Origin of the sequence: Nostoc sp. MG11 (assembly GCF_014904695.1) — a bacterium.
Taxonomy (GTDB): domain Bacteria; phylum Cyanobacteriota; class Cyanobacteriia; order Cyanobacteriales; family Nostocaceae; genus Komarekiella.
The window spans coordinates 335,529-359,377 of sequence record NZ_JACXXN010000002.1 but is presented as its reverse complement, the minus strand read 5'-3'; the positions used below and the strand labels follow the sequence as shown (position 1 = coordinate 359,377).

Sequence of the window (23,849 nt, the reverse complement as noted above, 5' to 3'; positions counted from 1 at the left end):
CTTGTTGTAGGCATTATTCACGGGTAAGTCTGCCACAATGGAGAAGATTCACAAATAGCGTTCGGACTTCTCGGACGCCGCCGCCTGATAACTTCGGGGAGAAGGTGGATGATTCTGGCTGCTAGATTAAGGTGTGAACACAGGTAATGCGCGATGAATACTTTTCAGAATCTTCTAGTTGCTCTTGGTGTAGTTAATCAGTAATTTGCTGACTTTTTGGTAATCTTAACAAATGCTCTATCTTAGAAATCTAACTTATCACCCCACAGCTTGCCCAACAGCGATTCTCAAATCAATCAACCTAGAATTAGCACCCCAGCAGTTGGGTCTGATTATTGGCCCTAGTGGTTCTGGTAAAAGTACCTTACTAGAAATTTTGTCAGGACTAGCCGAACCCACTTCTGGCGCAGTCTTGTGGCGAGAGCAAGAACTTATAGCCGAACAGTTACAACAATTGGCTGGGTTAGTATTTCAGTTTCCAGAGCGGCATTTTTGTGGTGGTTCAATTTTAGAAGAATTGCGTTTAGGGCATCCTGAATTAGGTTCAGAGCGAGTCAGACAGGCACTAAGTGAAGTAGGATTAGAGCATTTATCACTTTCAGCAGCACCTCATGCTTTGAGTGGTGGTCAGCAACGACGTTTAGCTTTGGCAGTGCAATTAATTCGCCAGCCAAATTTACTGTTGTTAGATGAACCAACAGCTGGATTAGATTGGTCAATGCGTCGGCAACTGGTAAATTTATTAGCGAAACTGAAACAAGACTGGACATTGTTGATAGTGACACACGATGCTGGCGATCTTTTAGCGATCGCAGACCGTTGCTGGACACTCAACCACGGTGAACTAGAATCAATTGACCCAGAAACTCTGAGAGCTAAAGTCAAAGAACCCCAACCAACGGCGTGAAATAGAGCAGGGGCAGCAGGGGGCAGAGGGCAAGGAGCAGGGGGCAGGGGGAGAATAAATACGACTCTTAACTCTTGACTCTTAACAAATGACCCTTGACAAATAACAAATGACAAACCCAACAACTCCCTTATTGCCGGAAATGCCAGAAATATGGCAGCAAACTCTGAATTGGCAACCAACTGCTCAACAGCAAGCGCAATTCCAGAGGCTTTATGAATTAATCTTGCAAGGAAATCGCCAATTGAATTTGACTCGCATCACCGAACCCCACGAGTTTTGGGAAAAACATCTGTGGGATTCTTTGCGGGGAATTGTGCCACAAATGCGATTTATCTCTTCTCTACAAGCGGGTGCGTCTGTAATTGATATTGGCACGGGTGCAGGTTTTCCAGGGATTCCGGTAGGAATTGCTGTACCTAATTGCACAATTACTCTTTTGGATTCTACTCGGAAAAAAATTACTTTTATCGAAAAAATCTTGACTGAACTTGCTCTTAGCAATGCGAAAACTCTCATAGGTAGAGCTGAAGAAATAGGTCAACAATCCCAGTACCGACAAACCTACGATATTGCTTTGATCCGTGCTGTTGGTACAGGCTCCGTCTGTGCAGAGTATGCTCTACCATTGCTCAAACAGGGTGGGTTAGCCATAATTTATCGTGGTAATTGTACAGAAGATGAAATAACCACTTTGCAAACTACTGTTAAGCAGCTAGGTGGAGTTATTGAATCAATAGAGCAGTTTCTCACTCCCATTAGTACAAGCATCCGTCACTGTTTGTATTTGCGTAAAACAGCAACTACACCAGCTAATTTTCCTCGTGCTGTTGGTGTACCTACTCAAAAGCCGCTGTAATTCGTAATTCGTAATTCGTAATTTGTAATTTAGAGGCGTCAGATTTAATCTGGGTAACATTCTTTGAATCTGTTACTCTATTAGGCATAATTGGTATAAGGAGAAACAAAAATTAGTCATTAAACAAAAGGAATTTCAATTATAAATTCTGTTCCTCCACCAAGAATAGAATTACAACTTAACTTACCACTATGGGTTTCTTCAACAATTTGACGAGCGATCGCTAATGCCAATCTTGTTCCTTTACTAACCTCTTTGCTGGTAAGCCATCCTAAATCATTCGTGAAAAACTAAGATTCCCGACTTTTTTATAGAAGTCGGGAATTTTAGCCTTTAAAATGACTCTAAACTATTGACCAATAAATGAGGATACTAAAAAGTGGCTGCGAAAAAGATCTTAATGCTCGTTGGGGACTATGTGGAAGACTATGAGGTAATGGTTCCTTTCCAGGCGTTGCAAATGGTGGGATATACAGTCGATGCAGTTTGTCCTGATAAGAAAGCTGGCGGTAAAGTACGGACAGCCATTCATGACTTTGAGAGCGACCAAACTATATAGTGAAAAACCAGGTCACAACTTTGGTTTAAACACCACGTTTGCGGAAGTAGAAGCTGAAACTTACGATGCCTTAGTCATCCCTGGAGGACGAGCACCAGAATATATCCGTCTGAATCAGCGGGTGTTAGAAATAACTCGTCACTTTGCTCAAGCAAAGAAGCCTATTGCTGCTATCTGCCACGGCTTACAATTATTGGCGGCTGATGTATTGCAAGGCAAGAGGTGTACTGCTTATCCTGCTTGCAGATCAGATGTACATCTAACTGGAGGTATCTACGTAAATATTCCAGTCGATGAGGCAATAGTTGACGGCAATTTAGTGACAGCACCAGCTTGGCCTGCTCACCCGCGTTGGTTGGCAGAATTCTTCAAAGTGCTCGGAACTAAGGTTGAACACTCGGAACTGGCTACAGTTAGTTAAGTGTTAGCAAAAGTTAACTTACAAGTAGCTTGCTTAGTAATTCAAGTCTGAGAATCATCAGTAGTCAGCAGTCTATTGTCAGTGGTAAAAAAACTGGCAATAGACTGCCGATAATTTTATCTTTTTTGAATACAACTAAATGTGGTAAAAACTACTATTTTCTGACAAATTATCATGCGTTTAATTTGCAGTAGAGTGTCAGGAGTAGATAACTTATAGACTATGATTAATAAACCTGACATAGACTCAAGAAACCTACCAACAGCTAAAATGCTTATTAACATTGGTAAAACAATTTTAAATTTTGAGACAAATCGAAGCAATGGCTTCCATCAATCAGAACTTTAATGATTTTGAATTTATTAGCAGTGAGTGAAGCTATAGTGTATTTAGTAATGTTGTGTTGATGTGGCTAAGGTTAAGTCCTACTGCCAAAGTATTTTAAGAATAATTTTAGAAACGTACTCAACTCGATGACAGGCAAAAACGCAAGACAAAATGCATTTCTGCGGCTAGTGTCTGGTAATGGAGCGGCTTCTGGGTCAGAATCTCGCTACTCCCTCCCCCCCAGTAAAGAGATAGTAATTGGACGCGACCCCAGCTGCCAAGTTGTCTTGGATGCCATGATGCACCGGATGGTATCTCGTCGTCATGCAGTGGTTCGTCCCCTCTCTTCATCACCAGATAGCAAATTCAGCTGGTTGGTTTGTGATTTGAATAGTGCTAATGGCACTTATTTAAACGGACAGCGTTTGTACGGGTGTCAGGAATTGCACCCTGGCGATCGCATTTCTCTGGGTACTGATGGGCCGCAATTCGTTTTTGAGTATGAATTCACTTCTCAAGCAACAGTAATGTCGGCTAACCAAGTCACACCACTGCCTTCGGCGACAAACTACTACAACCACACACAATTAAAGCCGCCAGATTCGGTTAGCTTTACTCAACTGTTTCCAATTATTTCCACTGGTAAAGATTTGACTCGTAAAGCTTATCTCGTACCAGGAATACTGACGGTAATATTTGTGGTATTGATGTTTGCTACGGTAGGTCAACCCCAAGCCAATCAAGTTATAGTAGCAACTTACATAGCTTCTGCTGCCTACTATTTTGTTTACCAACTTTGCGGTAAACAAAAGCCTTGGTGGGTACTAATGGCAACAGCCTTGAGCACAACGCTAATTTTGCTCAGTCCTGTGTTGAATTTATTTATCTTCGTGTTTCGCGGCATTCTACCTGGTAACTTGTCTTCGCCTCAAGACTCTACAACCTTTACAGAGTTGCTAGTGCGAATGTTTTTTGGCGCGGGATTAATGGAGGAACTACTCAAGGCATTACCTGTACTAGGAGCGTTTTTTATTGGGAGAATACTGTCCTCACCTTGGCGGGAACGCATAGGTGTTTGGGAACCTTTAGATGGCATTCTTCTAGGAACGGCTTCTGCTGTAGGTTTTACGCTATTGGAAACTCTCGGACAATATGTGCCAGATATCACTCAAAATGTTACCCAACAGGTAGACATCGGGACTGGTCAATTGGTGGGTTTACAATTACTTATTCCGCGAATTTTAGGCTCTGTAGCCGGACACATGGCTTACAGTGGGTACTTGGGCTATTTTATTGGTTTGGCTGTGCTTAAGCCCAGTAGAAGTTGGCAAATTCTCTTGGTTGGTTATCTGAGCGCCGCTGCACTCCACGCTTTATGGAATGCTACAGGATCTATCAACGCTCTGCTGTTAGTGGTTGTTGGTGTGTTATCTTACGCCTTTTTGATGGCAGCAATTCTCAAAGCACGGGCGCTGTCACCAACGCGATCGCAAAATTTTGCGACTCGCTTTCTTGGGCCAAAATAGGAGAGGGAAGATGAGGGAGCATGAGAGCACAAGGGGAATAAATACTGACCCTTGAGCCTTGACTCTTGACTAACTATTTACGTCTTGGGATAGATAGCGGTATTCTTACAATAAACTTATTGTGAAATTAATTTGGGGTTTCTATGTCTGAAGCAAGAAAATAAGAGAACTGTAATACTTTCAACACAACCACTACTCCACTTACAGACATCATACATACTTGCCCCTTGAATCTAATCAAAATAATGTGAGATGAAAGGAATAGATGGCAAACTGAAGTTATGGTTTAGACTGATAGCTATTAAGTTGATTTAAAGCATAGTAGGCGATCGCTAAACTAACTTTAGCTTGCTCTATTTCTGATAAAGTTGTCCACTCACGATTGTCAAGATTACTAACTACAGATGCTACATTTTGCGGTTCGTTGCTTCGCATAGAGTAGGCAAGAGGACGGGCTAATACTAATAGGTCTTCTGCTCCCCAAGTTGGTAGTACACTCTGAACACACTCAACCAGTTGGCCGCCTATTGATTGGTGAGGCGCAAAAATTTCAGCAGCTTTCTTGGCGATCACGTTGAGCCAAACTTGGGGTACACAGGGAGCAAAAGTATTTTGTAAAGTTTCTTGAAGATTAATATCAAGTGCTTGATCTGTAGTATGCTCGTAGCATAAAGTATTTGGAACACTAGACCAAAGTGTATCTAGATGGTTGTAAAAACCTTCTGATCTTGTTTTAAGTTCATCCTCCAGCCAATCTGGGATCACGAACTCCTGTTCTAGTTCGTGAAAATAAGCTTCTGACTCCTCATCAGCTGGATTCCAGGGATAAGTCGCATCCTCTGATTCCAATAACGCTTCTAAAAACTCTAAATCCACTTGAGACGGCAAAGAGTTGGAAGTGTTAGAACTGTTGATTTTATTATTCATTTTTTGCCTCATGATTGATTAATTAGCGGTATTGACAGCTACAACTGCAAGAATCAGATTTCCGCAAAAACAAAGTTGTTTTTCCTTATAGTGAACGCAGGTTCTAAAGGCTGATGTTAATGACTGAAATCTCATTTCTGCTATGACTTGAGCTAAGAGTCTTCAATAATAAACTCCCAGGTTTCGCCTCTAGCACTACCAAACTTTAACTGCATTCCTGATTTCAATGGGACTTCCTCGCGGAGGATTTGCTGCCAACCATTAGGAGCTAAAAACCAAGTTGTGCCGTAGGTAGATAAATCTTGCAAGTAATAAGTTCGCACCAGCGTAGCATCGGTGAGAGTGTTACGGCATAAGATTTCAGCGTGGCGTTTAGAAACCGACGGTTCTGGGATGACAATATCATTATCTCTCGTGCGACCGATGCGAGTGACTCCAGAACGCAAAGACCAGGTTATACCACCTGGAGAAAGCGCTCGCAAAGAGGCTATGGGAACCGGGGAACCGATTTCAGGGATAGCAGTATCGGGTAATTCCGTAATTCCTTCATCAAAGCTCTTAATGAGTTCGCCATCAAAATCTGGATGCAGGTAGAGAACAGGCAAAGTCCAAGCTGGTTGATTGAATTTATATAAAGTTAATAATTCTTGTCTGGCTTGTGCTACAGCTTCATCAATTGGCTTGCGTGATCGCAAAGCTTCGGTAAAGGCTTGAATAAAACTGTGGCTTTCGTGGTCAGCAATTTCGTCGCGCATCCCTAAAACAGCAGGCACACCATGACGGATAAGTACTTCTGCTAAACTGCTAGCAGGCACAGCTTGATGATTGATAGCGGCGGGTTGCGCTCCCCAACAGGCATTGAAAACCGCCAATTTCACACCCGTACGCGTCAATACTTGCGCTAATTCTATACCATTGAGGGTCATCTCTGGGCGTAAAAACAGTAATCCCCCATCTGGCCCAGGCAAACCATGACCAGCATAAAAAAAGACGTTGTATGCTTTAGTTTCTAGCTCTTGAATCAACTCCTGCGGGGTAGGTTGCAGAAGTGTATTTACTATACAGGGTGCATATTTCTGGGAATTGCCAGCCCCGGTGGTGGCATCTGCAAGAGTTTGTTGTAAAATTGCGGCTTCTTGTTCTAGTTGCAGATTATCATCATGACCTAAAACTAGCAGGATACTTAAAGCCTGGTCAGTTCGCAAATATGGCAGGGGATCAACTTCACTGCTGGTGCGACTAAATAGCAAGTCTTGGGAAAATGACATAGCCGATTGACCAGGCTCACGCTGCATAATTTCCCAAGGCAGAGCGATGAGATCCGGGTCACGAATTTCCAGTCGAAAGCGTAATTGTGTATGCTGACCCATCGCAATGCCGCGACTACGTTCCAGACTACCGAGAATTGATCCGTCGAATACCCAGCGCCATAAACTTATTCCTAAGTATTGCATTAGACGACTACTGTAAGGCCCCGTGGCCTGACTTGAAGGGGGTGAAATCAAGTTAATGGGGAATGGGTTTACCCGCCCAGATATTGAAGGGGAAATATCTAAGCGACTATGACCAGCAAACATTTGCTGCCATTCTTGCCAGACTTGAGTTAGTTCAACAGGCCATACACAGTCACGTAGAACATAGCCACTAGGATAGGGAGCTTTGACCACCCAAATGGCGAAGTTGTCAGTGCCAGTGTTTAGGAGACGGGCGATCGCCAGATTCAGGGATGGCATGGATTCATTAAACTACAAGCTAAAAACAAATCATTTCAAATAACAATTTTTCAAGGTTAAAACTTCACCTTGTAAATTTTTCATTTTAGTTATTACCTGTATTATTTCAGGTTTCTACCAGTTTATCGAGTATTTGATTCAGTTGGACTTGTGCCGGGTGAATTACTAACTGGCGGTTGCGTGATAGTATTACATGGACTTGGCGCATCCGATGGCAAAACAGAGACTCCAAAACGTTTCAGTTGGGAGAAGTCAATCAATACTGTTTTCTCTTGCGGCAAAGATGTTGTTACAGCGGCAGGGGAAGATGCTGGTGGCTTGTTTGTATTTGCTGTTGGCGTGATTTTATTTGAGCAGAGCCGCAGTTGCACCTCAGAGCCACCAGAAGCAGTTCTAGTACTTGGGATTGTCTCTACAACTTCTAAAAAAGTACCAGAGGGAAGCGATTGGTTGTTTCTCAGTGGGATTTCACGCTGAGTTTGAATTACCCACCCGGCTGCAAGGTTAGCGAGCGATCGCTGTTGTTCAGGTGTTGCTGCGGGAGTTGGCTGTTGGGGTGTCGGACTAGACAGCAATGGAATCGACACAGATGGCGATCGCAGTTTCATCACAAAGTATCCCAGAGAACCTGCGGCTATCACCAATATTAACGGGACTAGAAACTGTAGCGGTAATTGGGGGGTTTTGGCTGGCTTGCTTTCTGGAATTACCTGAGTTTTCTGATTGGGGCTGCCTAGAACTGTTCCACCTGCCCCTCTGGACGCTAAATTGGCATTTTTTACTGAGGCACTGTCTGGAATAACTGCTTTTACTGTGATTTCTGGTTCCCAGTATTGGACTTGATAATGTACTAAAGCAATGGTGACATTATCGTGTCCATTCTTAGTATTGGCGATTTCTACTAATCTGTCCGCAACCGTTGCTAAATTAACTTCACTAGCCAGAATCGGCAAAATTTCCGTTTCCCAGAACTCCTCTACGCGATCAAAATCACTCAAACCATCAGATGTGAGCAGAAAAACAGCATCTTCATCGAGAAGAAATCGTTGGGAAGTCGGATGCAATGAAGTGCTGGGACTCATCCCCAAAGCCTGCACAAGAGAGCCAGAAGCACTTTGTTGCACAGCCTCGCGGTAGACTGCATAGCCTAGCCGTACCTCGCGGGAAGCGACATCATCATCAAGAGTAACTTGGTAACAGCCGTGGCGTGTAATCCAATAGGCACGACTATCGCCAACGTGAGTAATGTACATTTCATGAGCAACGGGCAATGCCATCACTAAGGTTGTGCCCATGCGTTGACGCCCTTGGCGATTTTCCCCATCGTTGCGCTGACTAATTTTGTCATTGGCAACTGCTACCGCCAATTCTAAGTCAGCCAGCAGCATTGGAGGGTCTATGTGATCGTAGGGAACTTTTGTTAATTGTTGTACCTGCTGCTGGATCGTTTCAATTGCTAAATTTGATGCAACATTGCCTCCCTCGTGTCCGCCAATGCCATCACAGACAATTGCTAAGGCTGTCGGCTGTGGTGGTTTGCTTAGAAGTGTGCCACTGGGGGGATAACAAGCATCTTCGTTGCGTTGGCGGCTGGGCCCAGTGTCAGTTTTGGTAGCAATTGTGATCGTGGGTGTTTGCGATCGCCCTAATTCTGCTAGTCCGCGATCTAAAACTGCGATTAATTGCTCAGGTGAGTTAATCTCTCCTTGAATCAGAGAATGGCTAATAACGCTGACAAATTCAGCTATGACTGGCTTGGTTTCGCTCAGTAATTGCTGCCAAAATTCCCCTAATTGGGTCAGTTCTGGCACTGTTTCAGGGTCGAAACGCAATTCTAACAAGCGTACTAATGGCCCTTCTACCCGCAATAAATCAGGATCAAGCAAGCTAGAAACGACGCCTTCACTTAAAAGCGGTTCCCACAGATGAGCTAATTGCCATAGCCAATTTAGTTGACGCATTGATGTCGCATCACGCCAAGCTGTAATTAATTCGCTGCATAGATGCACTTGTTGAATGTCATCTACAAGCAGTGGTGGTTGTTCTAAAAGCAAGATTTCTTGATGGGAATGCCCGTTAGTTAGAGGCAACACTCCATATACCTGCGGTACATTTAAGCGGTAGGGAATTAGCCTCAAATAAGCTCTGATTACCTCTACATCATCTAACTCAGGCGTTTGAGGTAATAAACCTGGCTTCGTATCTAAAACTACAGATTGATTGATGACTAAATAGCGATCGGCTAATATTTCTCCAGGGCTACCCACACTCAATCCATCTACCACAGCCCAAAGATAAATTTTGGGTAGGGGTGTGGAGCATCGCTGGCAAAACTTGTGAGTCAGGGGGTTGAGAGCCTGACAGTTTTCATTTGGGCAGTAGAGCGTTGCCGCTTCATTTTCCATAGTTGTCGCACCGATCAGCGCTTGGCAATTTCTTCAACAGCATTGGCAGCGGCAACCTAGACCGCTAATGTTTCTTGAACACATATCCAAACTTTGGATGATAATTTTAGCTGGCAGATACCAGCAGGTGCTAATACTTAATTTACCTACTTATCCAAAGAACACGCTCCTAAGTCAACCTATAGCCTCAATCATAGCCTCTATTGCTCTGTGACTCTGCATCACTAGAACAACTAACGCTAAGCCTGTCACCAAAACATAACCCAAGGTCAGCTATGCTATTTTCTTTTGCTAAATTACCTCATAATCAAAAGATAGATAATGTTGGTATTCATTTAGTTTATAAGTAGGAAGCCACCAATGAACTTTAATTAAGAATTAAGATAGATAAACTATAAAGTTATCGTGATTCTAAATAATTTTTAATATCGGTAATAAATATTTGCTAAAATTTAGCATTTTCCACGTTGACAAATAAACAAATTAGAACATTATTGGTCTGTAATCAACAGTCAGCAATTTTAGCGATTACCCAAAGCAGGCGATTTATCTGGTTTTTAGGCTGTAAATTGAAGATTATTACTCCATTTCGTAGTAGTAGTAATGTATTAGAGCAATTGTTGCTATCAATTACTAATACTCCGGCAATGGTTACGCTGAGGAATGCAAATATACCTATTAATACAAACCTCCGCTAATTTCTTTCCAACTTTAAATTTTAAAGAAATTTACTAGCAATCTCTAATTGATAAAAACCTGCTTATTTAAATTTTTGGTGTTAACTTTTTGAAGGTGTTTGTATTGAACAGATTTCTGCAAAATTAGGTTTTTAGGCTCGCTTAATTGAGGTAAGTATCTTATTTCAATCAAGTCATTATTGTTAAATATTGTTAGCTCAGCAATTATATAGTTATTTTTATTACCATTGGAGAAAAACTTAAGTTATGTCATGAATTGCTCATCTATTCTGTTGAAGTCTACCTATCTATGTCCCAGCTAACATTACCTCAAACTTCTGATTAGTGGTACTGAGAATAATACATTACAACTGGCGTTAAACCTGATACTAGCCCATTGGGTGAGTTGGTAAATTCTCAAGTGTAAGATTTTATAAAATTTAATTTGCTGCTACTAAATTCTTTAAAAGATTAAATTTTCATGCTAGGATTCGTGGGACATTCTCACAAAAGTTAAGTTTGACTGTTCTAGAGGTGAAAACCTTAGCAAATTGTGATGGGGTTCTACTATTAACAAGTTGTAAATAGAACAAACAAAATCATAAATATACTGTTTGAGCAGTTTGATGATACAGCGGGGTTTTATTCAGAATCATCATTTAAGAGTTAGTTGGGGCACGGACGAACCGTGTCCCGATGAGTCAAGAGTTACAGAACTCATAACTCATAATTTGAGAACTCTTGATTTTATTGATTACCGTCAGCTGCAACTTGGGGGATTCCCATGCTGTAGTTAGTAACACGTGCAGAGAGATTGTAACTGACTTCGCCTTGTTGCAGGAGCGATCGCAAAAAATGCTCCAAGTCTGAACCAATGCGACGCAAGTTATAGTCTGTTAAGTCCACACCGCTAGATGCTTCTACTAGTTCATCAAACTTCCGATAAATCTTTTGCAGTGCATCTTCATTCCAATTGAATTCGTTGTCTGGGTCAACATCTAACGTTAAAACTTGATTACTAGGAAGCAGTTCGCCATCCCGATCCATTTCAGCCGCAAAAATGCGGATATGACGGGTTGTGGACTTGAGCAGCATCGGGTTATCCATAAGAGGGTGTAAGATTTGGGTGAATTACACTGAAATCATTGTAGACGTTATACCTGAGCTTGAATGTCCTTAACTCACAAGCTTTAAGCCCAGCCTTAACTCCCCAAAGGAATATTGAACGGGCTGAAGTCAAAATATCGCCTGGGTTACTTGTTGCTCCGACTGCTGTTAAGGGTTGAAGCAGGAAATCACTGCTAGGATTTAAAGTCGCCTAATTGTTCTCTTACCACAATTATTGGGTAGAGTGTTTTCATTTGAGAAAACCACAAACAAGTCTCAGCGGTCTGCTAATCTTACCAAAGCTTAACAGCCTAACTTTTCGTCCTTATCAGGGTCAGAAGACAGTAGGATAAAATACTCGACTGGAATAATTTGAGTAGTGCATATGTTGTCCTTCAGAAAAAAGTTTATCTTGAATAACTTTGCTCATTAACGTCTTCTAAATTTGCTGATGAATAAAACGTACATCAAGTAGTTTTACGTAGTTGTGGTACATCGACCTCTGGCTCTCATTAAATGGAAAAAAATCAGCGTTTTTACTTACGTATAAACACCAAAAATCTAGTAACAACTCAAACTGTTATTGACGTAAAGATAAAGTTGATGTAAAAACCTTTAAAAAGCCAGAACAACTTCTTACAGAAACTTTATTGTATGGAATCTTAAAAACTGAATAATAGTTATGGCTTACCTTGAGCGACATCTAGCGCAGGCATGGCAAAACCTAGACAGTGAAAGTCTAGCTTCAAAAAAAAAACCACAGGAGAGTGAAATGGAATACAAATGTGATGGATGAAGAAAAATTCTTAATTCAAACACTTTGGATTCAAAAAAAATATAAAGAATTTTTGCTGGAGATCTACTTTCTGACCCTGATAGCCCCCAAATAAAGGAATCCTAAAAATTATGAACTCCAAAGCATTACCACGCCAAATAAATAATCTCGAAGTAGGTGTTTATGAATGCGAGATACATCTGAAATTTCGGTTGATTGAGGAAAAGAGTCTATTGGGCGATCGCGAGCAACTGCTACAGGTGCTACTTGATGCTTTAACCGAGGGATCTGACGACTTTCTGGAGACGCTACAAGCGTCTGTTAAAGCCCAGGAAGTATCTGAGTTCAAAGCCTCACCTCAAATGCGACGTCAGCTAATGCGCTTGCGTAATGCTGCTGATAACGCACAAGCTTAAAAGTGTAGTTTGAGTAGTGGCAAATCGTGAATTAAGCATCAAATATTGAATTGGTGTTAAATTTGTCTATTTGCCTATTTGCTCTTATCATCAGTTGGCTTGTACAAATTAACTCCACGGCTACGAGCTAGAGCTTACCCCAAGGGAAGCTAAAGAAGCATCTACAGTAGTCTTTAACCCATACACTACGAATATACTTAGGTGACTTCTCATGCAGTCATACCTTGCTTCCAAGGTTGGTTGCAATTTTTCTAAATTTATATTCCCAGAGAATCCTCAAAACATTGTTGCACTTAGATTTGAATTAATATTAGCTAGTAACTGATTCAGTTAAATATCTGAACAAATCAAGTATTTTGGATAATATTTATAGTTGATGTTACGAGCTACTGTCGTTACCTAATGTAGTATTTTACGAAGTTGAAGAATGCTATTTTTGTGCCAGTAGTAAACTTAGTTAAGTACCTGAAGAATGTAGCTAATATCATCTTGGTTAGAATACTTATGTTTTATTGAAAGAGGCGAGAAATCTTGTCAAGAGAGTGGGCAAGGAGGAAAGCCGCCCCATCCCCCAATACGGTTCGGATAAGCACTTTTCACCTCTGCTGTGGACTGAAAAAAGTAAGGGGAAAGGTTTGAAATTACCCTTTTCTTTTTCCCTTTCCCCTTTAACCGAACCGTATTGCCCCATCCCCTATGCCCAAAAACACGATCCCGCAAGTGGGATCGTGTTTCAATACTTATTACTAGTAATTAGGTAATGAATTAGCAGCCAGTTACCTATTAGCATAATTAAAAGAGGATTTTACGGGCTATTTATTTAGCAAGACCGTGTTCTAGAGCAAAACGAACTAACTCCGTACGGCTATTAGTGCCAGTTTTACTAAACAAACGACTCACATACTTTTCTACATTACGGACACTAGTTTCTAAGCGACGAGCGATTTCTTTGTTCATCAACCCTTCGGCTACCAAGTTTAAAACACTTTGTTCCCTGGGAGTTAAATCGATTTTGAAGGGGGCTGGGGATTGAGAAATTGCACTTCTTTGAGTTAATAAGGCCTTAATTTGAGCAATCTGATTGGCCAGTTCAGCAATATCAGGAGTTTCAACTTCTTCTCCCGTCGCTAGAGGCGCGGCGGTGCGGCGGGTTAGTAAGTTTTCGACTATTGCCACTAACTCATCTGGATCAAAGGGTTTGGGTAGATAAGCATCAACACCAGCTTGATAGCCTTGGATGCGATCGCCTGTCATGCCTTTAGCAGTCAAGAATACTACTGGAAGCGCTTGGAAGCGGGGGTCTTCTCGCAATTGCTTGAGGAACTGATAGCCATCCACTTGGGGCATCATGACATCAGAAATAACTAAATCAGGTGTATTTTGCTGCATCAAGTCCCAACCCTCACGGGCGTTACTGGCAACTTGAACGCTGAAACCGCTTTCTTGCAAATAGTCTTTCACGGCTTCACGCAATCCTGGTTCATCATCTACCAGTAACAGTTGTGCTGACATTTAAAATTTCCTTGAATTTACCTTTTTCCAATTTAGCGAAAGTTGACAGTCATTGGACAAAAGGAACAAGGAAAAACCTATTGATTTCTAATGTCACTACAAGAGAAGGACAATGTGCGTAGGCGTAGCCCGCTGGTTATTGGGCTTTGCACACTCCGTAGTCACAAAATACACTAAAATTTAGAACATTCAGGCTTGGAATGTCAATTTAGCAAGCTTTGTACTCAATATACCTAATCAGTAATGAGTTCCCAGTCCCGAATTCGGGACTTCCAAGTAATAAAATATCCCAATATCTCTTGTAGGATGTGCGTTTCGGGCGGACAAGATGCCCACCCCACAAGATTAGATAATTTATTTGTTGGAGTTCCCTTAGTACATTGGTGTCAACTTAACGTGAAAGCCTAGTCTGATAAGCATTTCAAAGTTTTTCGATGTCCCACCGAGACTTGAGATCCCCCCTAACTCACGCCAGTCGCTCCACTTGGGGAGACCCCAAGACCGCGCTGGCTCCCCTTTTTAAGGGGGGAATTAGAATCGAATGCCCCCTTTTGAAGGGGGTTGGGGGATCTGAAACTACTGGAAATTGAGTGTTTGAGCTGAAGTTGATACCAATGCCCTTAGTACCTCTGCTACAAAGAAAGACATGGGTCAGAGCATACAGCTAGATGTACGCCATTACAGCCGCATCTGTTACAAAGATTCTTAAAATAGTATGAGGCTATTCAAAAATCGCACAATTTCACAAAATTTCTACCAACTTTGCCAGCAGACTATCTGCTAAATCCAATAAATCGATATGGTCTCTATCAAAACTATTTCCTTGACCAGCCAACAGATTCTTAACAGCAGATAACCTGTCATTTACTTCGGCAATTCTGCAACATTCTTCTAAATTCACTGCTAAATCAAACAGTGAACGTTCTCCCAAATGTTCTCTTATTTTTACAGCTACATGATCATCACTTACTAGAAATTCTTTAATAGCATCTAACTGAGAATTACCTAATATTTCGTCATGTCCCCAAGTTTCTAGCCAATCTCCATCCACATCCTCAACATAAAAATTAACAAAATCAAGCCCGTAAGTTAACCAGTTCTGTTGCATTTGTCGGGCTGTTTCTAAAGCTTCAGCAAATTTATCTATTCGATTTTCGTAGCTGTGAGTTTCTCGTTGATTACCCATAAAAGCTGTAATAAGCAGGTAAGTATGTAGGCTATGACACAAATCTTGAATATCAAATTCCTGAGAGGATTACGAAAATTTTAAATACTTGCCACCAGAAAGATAATCACTGTTAAACAGTGCTACATTAACTAACTGGTTGACAAAGTTATAATTTTTGGGATTGTAACTTAAGAATAGTCCTCTCTCTATTTCCCACGATCGCAGTGTATTTTGCCAAGCTTGGTACTTTTGTTGATTGAGTTCTTCACTGACACTGGTAACTTGAATGCAGAGCGGTTGATTATTACGACTACTAATAATTAAATCTGTTGCCATAGAGAGGTCGGCAATATAGCGCTGCCAAACACTACCTTCCCGCTGGACAACATCTTGAGCTATGGATCTAATGATATCATTATCTACCTGATTAAATTCGCCTGACATTAATTTTTGCTTCCAAATATAAAATTTGGAGTCACTTGCATTGATCCATCTTGGAAAGAGATAACCATACCAATATCTCTCATTAGGCGTCATCTGCTCGAATTTTGCTTTTTGTTCTTCTGCCGAGGGTAGGGATTTGATTATCAGCCAAATTGTAGAATCTGTAATTACCTCTAAGAGGAAGGCTAGGACAAATGGTTTAGCAGTCAGATTTCCCGGCCTAATGTTTTTTACCCAGCGATTGATTTCATCTAATCTTCTCGCTAAATCAGGATCTATCGAGGAAGCTTGCTCGATGAGGGACTTTAGCTTATCCTTAATTTCTTTTGCTTGCAAACAGATGCCCTACTTCAGAAAATAACGCTTTTTTTACAAATTTACAACTAATTTTAACTGGAAAATGTCTCTGTTAATTTCCAGATGCGGTCAAATATTCTTCTGGTTGATGCCCTGTGCTCGCAAAACCTCACGCAATCGAGCTATTTCTTGCTCTGCTTGTTGAGCGCGTAAACTTTCTTGTTCAGCTAGTTCTTCAGATGAGGGTATCAATTGATTTTCAGTAGTAAAAAATCTTTATTTACCTTCATAAACTCCTAGAGACAAATTCTAGGATAGCAGGTTCAGACATAAGCGATCGCCCCTAAGTTTACGTTCATTTTACTGAAAATTTAGTAACTGGCAGATAGCTTTGAGAACTTGTAGTAACTTTGTTGCTCCCTCAGATTCATTTAAGTTCAGTAATGTCATTACCTGATAAGTTAGCTGCTGATCACGTCTTAGATAAACAAATTGATAAAGCTGCCCATTAGTTACCAGACCCCAAACAGATGTCTGCTGCTCTAAACTCTTAAAAGCATAAGTGAGTAATTGAGGTAAACCCTCAATCACATTAATCGCACTGTTTTTCGTTTCAATCACTAGAACCCAAAAAGGTGGTGCAGTATTAGTTTGCGGACTGCTGATTGCTAAAATGTCCATCCGTCCGGTAATTTTTTTATCTTCATCTTCGACAGCGATCGCAATGCTATCTTCCATCGTCAACCGAATCGGCACGTCATAAAACCCAGCTAACCGCATTAGTGGTGCAATAGTTAAAAATTTAACTAAACCCTCAGAAATTTTACCTGCACTTAAGTAACGCTCAAAGTCACTTCTAATTCGCAATAGATCCTGCTGTTCAAACTCAGAGAGTGGTTCTAGACTTAAAAAATCTGTGAATGAAGCATTTGAAAGCTTTTCTAGTTTAAGAAAACGATGAACATCGTTGAGAGATAGGCTGCTGGCTTCGACAATAAGTGGCATAGCTTCAAGCGTTGTTTGTCAAGACTACTTATCATCTTGCAATATTCTCAGCAGAGATGTTGCAATGCCACACTTTAGATTCGCGCAGCTTAACGAAACTCTAAACACTTTCGGACAAATCTCCGTTAAGAATATAGTTCAGTAACAATACCGTTTGTAACCATAACTATGTCTCAACCAACTATAGAATCAATCCTACAAGAGAAGCGCCTATTCCATCCTCCTAGCGAATTTTCTCAGAACGCTCATATCAAAAGTCTGGAAGACTATCAGCGTCTCTATGAGCAAGCTAAAGCTGATCCTCAGCAATTCTGGGCAGAATTGGCTGAAAAGGAGTTGCACTGGTTCCAAAAATGGGACACAGTTCTCGACTGGCAACCGCCTTTTGCTAAGTGGTTCGTTGGTGGTAAAATCAATATCTCTTACAACTGCCTTGATCGACACCTCACAACCTGGCGTAAGAATAAAGCTGCACTAATTTGGGAAGGGGAACCAGGAGATTCGCGTACCCTTACTTATGCCCAACTGCATCGGGAAGTTTGCCAGTTTGCCAATGTGCTCAAGCAACTGGGGGTACAAAAAGGCGATCGCGTCGGTATCTATATGCCAATGATTCCCGAAGCTGCGATCGCTATGTTAGCTTGTGCCAGAATTGGCGCACCTCATAGTGTAGTATTTGGTGGTTTTAGTGCTGAAGCTTTGCGCGATCGCTTAATTGATGCTCAAGCAAAGCTAGTAATCACTGCTGATGGTGGTTGGCGCAAAGATGCGATCGTTCCTCTTAAAGAACAGGTAGACAAAGCCTTAGCTGATGGTGCTGTTCCCAGTGTGCAAAACGTCTTGGTTGTTAAGCGCACCGGACAGGAAACTTATATGCAATTAGGTGGACGCGATCATTGGTGGCATGATTTACAAAAAGGTGTATCAGCTGATTGTCCCGCTGAACCAATGGACAGCGAAGATATGCTATTTGTCCTCTACACTTCCGGTAGTACAGGTAAACCGAAAGGTGTGGTGCATACAACTGCTGGTTATAACTTATATACCCATATCACCACCAAATGGATCTTCGACCTGCAAGACACAGATGTATACTGGTGTACCGCAGACGTAGGTTGGATTACTGGACACAGCTATATTGTCTATGGGCCTCTTTCTAACGGTGCAACAACTTTGATGTATGAAGGTGCGCCCCGTGCTTCCAATCCAGGCTGTTTCTGGGATGTGATTGAAAAATACGGCGTGAATATTTTTTATACCGCACCGACAGCAATTCGGGCATTTATTAAGATGGGTGAACAACATCCCAATGCGCGAAATTTGTCTTCGTTGCGTTTGCTGGGAACCGTCGGCGAACCAATTAATCCAGAAGCTTGGATGTGGTATCACAAAGTAATTGGTGGTGAACGTTGCCCAATTGTTGATACTTGGTGGCAAACTGAAACTGGCGGCATCATGATTACGCCTCTACCAGGAGCAATTCCTACTAAACCTGGTTCTGCAACTCTTCCCTTCCCAGGAATTCTTGCAGATGTCGTAGATTTGGAAGGCAACACCGTACCCAACAGCGAAGGTGGTTATCTGGCGGTGCGTCATCCTTGGCCAGGGATGATGCGGACAGTCTACGGTGATCCAGAACGCTTCCGCCGCACCTACTGGGAACACATCCCCCCTAAAGATGGCAACTATACTTACTTTGCTGGTGATGGTGCAAGACAAGATGAAGACGGCTATTTCTGGGTAATGGGTCGCGTAGATGATGTACTTAACGTATCGGGGCATCGTCTTGGTACAATGGAAGTAGAATCGGCCTTGGTTTCTCATCCAGCAGTTGCAGAAGCGGCAGTAGTAGGTAAGCCAGATGAACTCAAAGGTGAAGAAGTAGTTGCTTTTGTGACTTTAGAGGGGACTTATCAGGCGAGTGAGGAACTGAGTAAAGAACTTAAGCAACACGTTGTAAAAGAAATTGGTGCGATCGCTCGTCCTGGAGAAATTCGCTTTACAGATGCCTTGCCCAAAACGCGATCGGGTAAAATTATGCGGCGCTTATTACGGAATTTAGCATCTGGGCAAGAAGTATCTGGTGATACTTCCACATTAGAAGATAGAAGCGTGTTAGATCAGTTGCGGGAAGGCAATTAGACAATTCATCATAGGGGCGTAAGCCCTTGCGCCCCTACTAAAGTCCCCTATTTCAATCAATTAGCTTCTCATATTCATCATGTGACCCAATTCATCGATTGGTTTGGTGCGATTGGCAGCAATATCTGCCTCAGCACGTTGTAGCAAACTGTTGAGGCGACCTAATTTTATATCTGCTTCAATTTGTCTGTCCCAAGCGTCATCTAGATATACCTGGAGCCATTCTAAAAGCTTTCGTGCCTCAGTTTTTGGCAGTTTTGCAATAGCTATTTCGATTTATGGAAGAGAACTCATATTTTAACGCTGACAGAATATGTTGAACACAATGCAAGAGTCAGAATTACGCATTTACTAATTATGATGATAATCAGGACATTATTAAGGCATTGAGGACAATGAAGCTGAATAGCCAACTAAAATCAGTATTTATTCAACCTCTTAGCTGCATGATGCTGAGTATCATAACTGCAATTGGCATATCACCATCAGTGTTAGCAGTTACAGGAATTTCTCTGCACACACCTCAACAGTCTGCACAGAAGCAACCACAAAAATTAGCCCAGTTTTCTGGTGCGGAACAACCAGCAGAGCGATCGCAGCTGATCCAACAAGCTAATGCTCTGTACAATCAAGGAGACTTCAAAGGTGCAGAAGACAATTTACGTAAATTTATTAAAAAATTCCCAGAAGATGCATTTGGACACTTTCAACTAGGAAATACGCTCTTTCGTCAAAATCAACCAGAAGCAGCAGTTAGCGCTTACCGAGAAGCCATTCAGATTAGGTCACAATATGCTCTAGCTTATAATGCGATCGGTATGGTTTACGCTAGCCAAAGTCGCTGGACAGAAGCCATTACTGAATATCAGAAAGCTTTAGAAATTAATCCCAACTATGGTGAAGCACTAACTAATGTAGCACTGGTATTGTGGCAAACAAATAAACGGGATGAGGCGCTATCTTCTTTAGAAAAAGCTTTAAATATCTTCAAAGCACAGAATCGAAATGAAAAAGTTAAGCAAATTGAACAAATTTTGCGCGAGATAAAAACTTCAGATGATCCTAGTATTTCATAAAATTCATATTTACAGAAGCTTTGCCTAAAACGCGATCAAGTCAGATAGTGAAACCTGAGATGAATACAGATTAGCTTAATAACTTATCAGTGTTTATCAGTGTTCATCTGTGGTTAAAAATAATCAATTAGTATTTTTGCAAGGAATCTATTTAGCATATTTAAATATTGCTTTTAAAGATTACAATGAAAGTCAAACAAATCTTTAGTTAAAGCCTATGACTTCCCTATCGGCATTAACTTTACCTGATCACACCCAGTTACCAGACTCAGATGGTACGTTCGTGTTCGCAAAGCGTGCCGGAGGCAAAAACTGGCAAGAGCATCCCCAAAGTATCTTACTCACTGACTCGATTAAGCTTGTTTTAGAGAAACTTCATCCTGATAGTCAATATTGTATTGGGCAAGATTTAGGTATCTACTGGCGATTGACAGATCCTCCTGAGAAAGGAGCTGAAGCACCTGATTGGTTTTTTGTACCCAATGTACCACCGACCCTTGAAGGTAAAACGCGGCGTTCTTATGTGCTGTGGAAAGAATTATGTTGCACCCTTGATTGTGTTGGAATTTGTTTCTGGAGACGGTTCAGAAGAACGAGATCAAACGCCGCCATCTCAAGGGGAAGGTGGGAATGTTGGTAAGTTCTGGGTTTATGAGCAGGCTATCCGCGTCCCTTATTATGGAATTTATGAAGTAGCAAAAGCGCAGATAGGAGTATATCACCTAATCGATAACGCTTATCAACTGATGAAACCCAATGAACGAGAACATTATCTCATTGCTCCTTTAGGGGTAGAGTTGGGCATTTGGCAGGGATTATATCAGAATGCAGAGTTACCTTGGTTGCGCTGGTGGGATGCACAAGGAAATTTATTATTCACAGGTGAAGAACGGGCTGAAGTTGAGCGACAAAAGCGGGAGAGAATTGTAGAGAAATTGCGATCGCTTTCTGCTGAACAACTCAACGTTTTAGGAATTTACCCAGAAATGTTGAATTAGAAAATATTATCATCTATCAATATTACATCTTCATATATTTCTGCGTAGGCGTAGCCCAACCTAGGCATCGCACAACAAAAATTATGAGAGGTTAGCGATCGCCTGATTCAAGAGTTGCGAAAATAATTCACGATCAGTCAAGGAAATACCTTGCATCGTTAGATCACGCAATTCTGCCGAAATTGGGGGTAAGACAGTTTCTAGTTCCTTACCTGCATCCGTTAGCCATATCCGCCAAATGCGGCGATCGTGAGGGTCACGTTCTCGACGTACCAAGCTGCGTTCTTCCATGCGGTCTAGTACACCAGTTAAAGTCCCTCCTACTTGTTTAAGTCTGTCCCCAATGCTGGAAGTCGGTAAACCATCTTCTTGCCATAAACAGCACAATATCAACCAATGAAATGGCGTCAGTCCAAACGGTTCTAGCTTCTCTGTAAACTTGCGACTAAGCAATTGTGATAACAATTTGATTCTGTAGCCCATACTGTATGGTGCAAGAATTTGCTGCCATGACTCCATAGTTTGGGAATGATCGGATATGGAAACCATTTAGAAAATTGCTTAGCGTACGTAATATTATCATAACTAGACTAATTGGTTCTAGCAATAACTGCTTTCAATATCTTCAGTAGTCCACATTGAAAGCTTATCCCTGTTGGCAGATTACTAAGGAAGGACTTGAATCAACTGGTAGTCTTTCACTGTACCGAGAACGCGGTGAGATGTAGATAATTCAGGAGGCTTTTTTGTATAAATCCAAGCATAGCTAAAAGCAGGTACTTGGGAAATGGTGTCTACTCGTTGGGCGTGAATAGGAGTGTAGAAATTTAGCAGTACAGCGTTTTTCCCACCCACTTGCACAAAATAGATGGGATGAGTTTGAATAATTGAGGCGATCGCTCTTTGTTGTAAAAAAGTTCTATAAACAGGGTTATAGTCACCTAACAAACCCATGCTACCAGCCACAGCCAAAGCTAACCAACAGGGAATTAACCAACTAGCTACCCAGTAACGAGCTGTGAGAAACTTGTAACCAAAACGGTAACGACCAATCCACACCACAGGCATAATTAACCAAGCTAACCCCACAATCAAGCCGAGTGATGAGTACTTGCGGATATCAGCATTACCGCTAGCTAAAGCGACTATATTCCCCATTAAAAGTACAATACCTAACACACCACAGACATAACTAAGGTTACGGGGAAGATCGCCAGCTATCTTTGCAAAGGGAGTTAATAAATTTCTTCTCCCCTTTTGAAAAGTAGATTGAGTAGAAATCTTTCGGTATGTAAATCCTATTTGATAAATTCTACCTAACCAATTTAAACACACTGCCGCAAGCATCGCTATGAAAGGATAAAGACAAAGACTGTAGTGAGGTAAACGAGTCGAGAACAGACTAAGTTCCGCAAACAGTACAAGTGGAAAACCCACCAATATAAGTTGATAGCGAGGAAGTGGACGACGTAACGCCAAAACTAAGCCTAAAAGACTTAAAAAAAACCAAGGAAATGATTTTAAAGAGATATTCCAAACATAGAAAAATGCTCCATTGTGGTTACGGTCTTCAGAACCTAAATCCACAACAAACTTAAATAAATACCCATAACTCAAATTACCATAGCGCAACCAGTTAAACCACAGCCAACCCAAGGTAGGAATTAAACCTACCACTAAACCTAAATACAAAATTGGGTTAGCAAGATGACGATGACGGCGATGTTCCCAGATTAAATAAGGGAATAAAGCCATAATTGGTAAAAAAATCATAAAGCTTCTGACTAAGAAGCCTAAACCTAAACTCAAGCCAGCAATAAAAGTCCAAAAATAATAATATTTAGGATGCAATTCAGCTTTTAATAAAGACCAAATAGCTAAAAGTACCAATAAAATCATCGGTAAATCAGGTGTACCTAAGCGACAGTATTGCAACCAGAGAAATTCTACACTCACAATCGCACTAGCCAACCACGCCACTTTTTTACCCAGCAAAATTTTGCCGATTTCATATACAAGTAATAGGCTAAAAATGCCAGCTATCATAGTAGGAATTCGTCCACTGGCTTCGCTAATGCCAAACAGCTGGTAAGAAGCAGCAATTAACCAATAGGGCCCAGGTGTTTTATGATGAGCATTGCCCCAAGGAGCTATCCAATCGCCAGAATCCAACATCTGGCGTGCACGCCAAGCGTACAGCCCTTCATCATGTGCCATGAGGCTGTTCTCCCCAGAACTGAATAGCAACAAAGGGAGTATCCAAAGCAACAAACTAATATATGGTAATACTGCTGCTAGGCGCATTTGCCACCACATAAGCTGCAATAACTGTAGTCTATACAACATCGAATTAATCAGAATTGAATGCTGTTACGTAGACTTGCTGATCGCGGTTCTCAGTTGTCTACAATACTCTTGCGTTTAGGAGCCAGGAGACAGAAAAATTATACATTTTGGCTACTCGTATTTGGTTGTTGATTCTTTTTAGTTCGGATATTTCATCAATCAGAGAATCGCTATATATGTCTTGCTTTTATTAAAATATGTTACAGAACGCTTGTTCAAAAT

General features: G+C 41.4%; 17 protein-coding genes and 3 pseudogenes. 8 read left to right on the top strand and 12 right to left on the bottom strand.

Translation table 11 applies throughout. From position 1 onward, the window contains the following. Positions 1-232 precede the first annotated feature (232 nt). The gene (locus HCR01_RS04200; RefSeq protein ID WP_193194793.1) at positions 233-907 is read left to right on the top strand and encodes an ABC transporter ATP-binding protein; all 675 of its coding nucleotides are present in this window, start codon (positions 233-235) and stop codon (positions 905-907) included. Positions 908-1,016: 109 nt separating this feature from the next. Next, on the top strand, positions 1,017-1,766 hold the full coding sequence (gene rsmG, locus HCR01_RS04195) for a 16S rRNA (guanine(527)-N(7))-methyltransferase RsmG (protein WP_193194791.1): 750 nt from the start codon (positions 1,017-1,019) through the stop codon (positions 1,764-1,766). 119 nt (positions 1,767-1,885) lie between these two features. On the opposite strand, the pseudogene HCR01_RS40680 reads toward rsmG, so the two are convergent. Further along, a pseudogene (locus HCR01_RS40680) lies at positions 1,886-2,029 on the bottom strand (ATP-binding protein); the annotation flags it as partial. Between the two features lie 116 nt (positions 2,030-2,145). Between HCR01_RS40680 and HCR01_RS04185 the strand changes: the two are divergent. Both HCR01_RS04185 and HCR01_RS04180 read left to right on the top strand, forming a co-directional pair. Next, positions 2,146-2,746: pseudogene (locus HCR01_RS04185) on the top strand (DJ-1/PfpI family protein). A 473-nt stretch (positions 2,747-3,219) separates the two neighbouring features. Then, entirely contained in the window at positions 3,220-4,599 is a 1,380-nt protein-coding gene (locus HCR01_RS04180; RefSeq protein ID WP_193194789.1) for a PrsW family glutamic-type intramembrane protease, read from the top strand. Positions 4,600-4,878: 279 nt separating this feature from the next. Here the strand turns inward: HCR01_RS04180 and HCR01_RS04175 are convergent, their stop codons facing one another. The 4 genes from HCR01_RS04175 to HCR01_RS04160 all read right to left on the bottom strand — a co-directional run bounded on the left by HCR01_RS04175 (position 4,879) and on the right by HCR01_RS04160 (position 11,448). Next, a complete protein-coding gene (locus HCR01_RS04175) occupies positions 4,879-5,526 on the bottom strand; it encodes a hypothetical protein (RefSeq protein ID WP_193194787.1) in 648 nt (215 codons plus the stop codon). Between the two features lie 152 nt (positions 5,527-5,678). Beyond that, positions 5,679-7,259, bottom strand: a complete 1,581-nt coding sequence (locus HCR01_RS04170) for a CHAT domain-containing protein (protein WP_193194785.1) — start codon at positions 7,257-7,259, stop codon at positions 5,679-5,681. Positions 7,260-7,381: 122 nt separating this feature from the next. Continuing rightward, a complete protein-coding gene (locus HCR01_RS04165; protein WP_193194783.1) occupies positions 7,382-9,664 on the bottom strand; it encodes a protein phosphatase 2C domain-containing protein in 2,283 nt (760 codons plus the stop codon). 1,424 nt (positions 9,665-11,088) lie between these two features. Continuing rightward, a complete protein-coding gene (locus tag HCR01_RS04160; RefSeq protein WP_162394714.1) occupies positions 11,089-11,448 on the bottom strand; it encodes an NAD(P)H-quinone oxidoreductase subunit M in 360 nt (119 codons plus the stop codon). Positions 11,449-12,354: 906 nt separating this feature from the next. Between HCR01_RS04160 and HCR01_RS04155 the strand changes: the two genes are divergently transcribed. Beyond that, positions 12,355-12,639 (top strand): Npun_R1517 family heterocyst differentiation transcriptional regulator, encoded by a 285-nt coding sequence (locus HCR01_RS04155; protein ID WP_162394713.1) that lies wholly within the window; start codon positions 12,355-12,357, stop codon positions 12,637-12,639. 816 nt (positions 12,640-13,455) lie between these two features. Here HCR01_RS04155 and HCR01_RS04150 read toward each other — a convergent pair. From HCR01_RS04150 to HCR01_RS04135, 5 genes are all read right to left on the bottom strand, one after another. Then, positions 13,456-14,151, bottom strand: a complete 696-nt coding sequence (locus HCR01_RS04150; protein ID WP_193194781.1) for a response regulator transcription factor — start codon at positions 14,149-14,151, stop codon at positions 13,456-13,458. Between the two features lie 742 nt (positions 14,152-14,893). Continuing rightward, a complete protein-coding gene (locus tag HCR01_RS04145) occupies positions 14,894-15,337 on the bottom strand; it encodes a hypothetical protein (protein WP_193194779.1) in 444 nt (147 codons plus the stop codon). A 69-nt stretch (positions 15,338-15,406) separates the two neighbouring features. After that, positions 15,407-16,099, bottom strand: coding sequence for a hypothetical protein (locus HCR01_RS04140; protein WP_193194777.1), 693 nt, complete (start codon positions 16,097-16,099; stop codon positions 15,407-15,409). 90 nt (positions 16,100-16,189) lie between these two features. Beyond that, positions 16,190-16,312 (bottom strand): hypothetical protein, encoded by a 123-nt coding sequence (locus HCR01_RS39835; RefSeq protein WP_264299878.1) that lies wholly within the window; start codon positions 16,310-16,312, stop codon positions 16,190-16,192. 108 nt (positions 16,313-16,420) lie between these two features. Continuing rightward, positions 16,421-17,065: a restriction endonuclease subunit R gene (locus HCR01_RS04135; RefSeq protein ID WP_193194765.1), complete on the bottom strand. Its 645-nt coding sequence runs from the start codon at positions 17,063-17,065 to the stop codon at positions 16,421-16,423. 168 nt (positions 17,066-17,233) lie between these two features. On the opposite strand from HCR01_RS04135, the gene acs reads away from it, so the two are divergent. The 3 genes and pseudogenes from acs (at position 17,234) to HCR01_RS04120 (ending at position 21,281) form a co-directional block, all read left to right on the top strand. After that, the gene (gene acs / locus HCR01_RS04130) at positions 17,234-19,207 is read left to right on the top strand and encodes an acetate--CoA ligase (RefSeq protein ID WP_193194763.1); all 1,974 of its coding nucleotides are present in this window, start codon (positions 17,234-17,236) and stop codon (positions 19,205-19,207) included. A gap of 395 nt (positions 19,208-19,602) precedes the next feature. After that, positions 19,603-20,283, top strand: a complete 681-nt coding sequence (locus HCR01_RS04125; RefSeq protein WP_193194761.1) for a tetratricopeptide repeat protein — start codon at positions 19,603-19,605, stop codon at positions 20,281-20,283. Between the two features lie 217 nt (positions 20,284-20,500). Then, positions 20,501-21,281 (top strand): annotated as a pseudogene (locus HCR01_RS04120) (Uma2 family endonuclease). 81 nt (positions 21,282-21,362) lie between these two features. Here the strand turns inward: HCR01_RS04120 and HCR01_RS04115 are convergent. After that, complete coding sequence (locus tag HCR01_RS04115) at positions 21,363-21,830, bottom strand: MarR family winged helix-turn-helix transcriptional regulator (RefSeq protein ID WP_193194759.1); 468 nt, start codon at positions 21,828-21,830, stop codon at positions 21,363-21,365. Positions 21,831-21,947: 117 nt separating this feature from the next. After that, positions 21,948-23,627, bottom strand: coding sequence for an ArnT family glycosyltransferase (locus HCR01_RS04110; RefSeq protein ID WP_193194757.1), 1,680 nt, complete (start codon positions 23,625-23,627; stop codon positions 21,948-21,950). Positions 23,628-23,849: the final 222 nt, after the last annotated feature.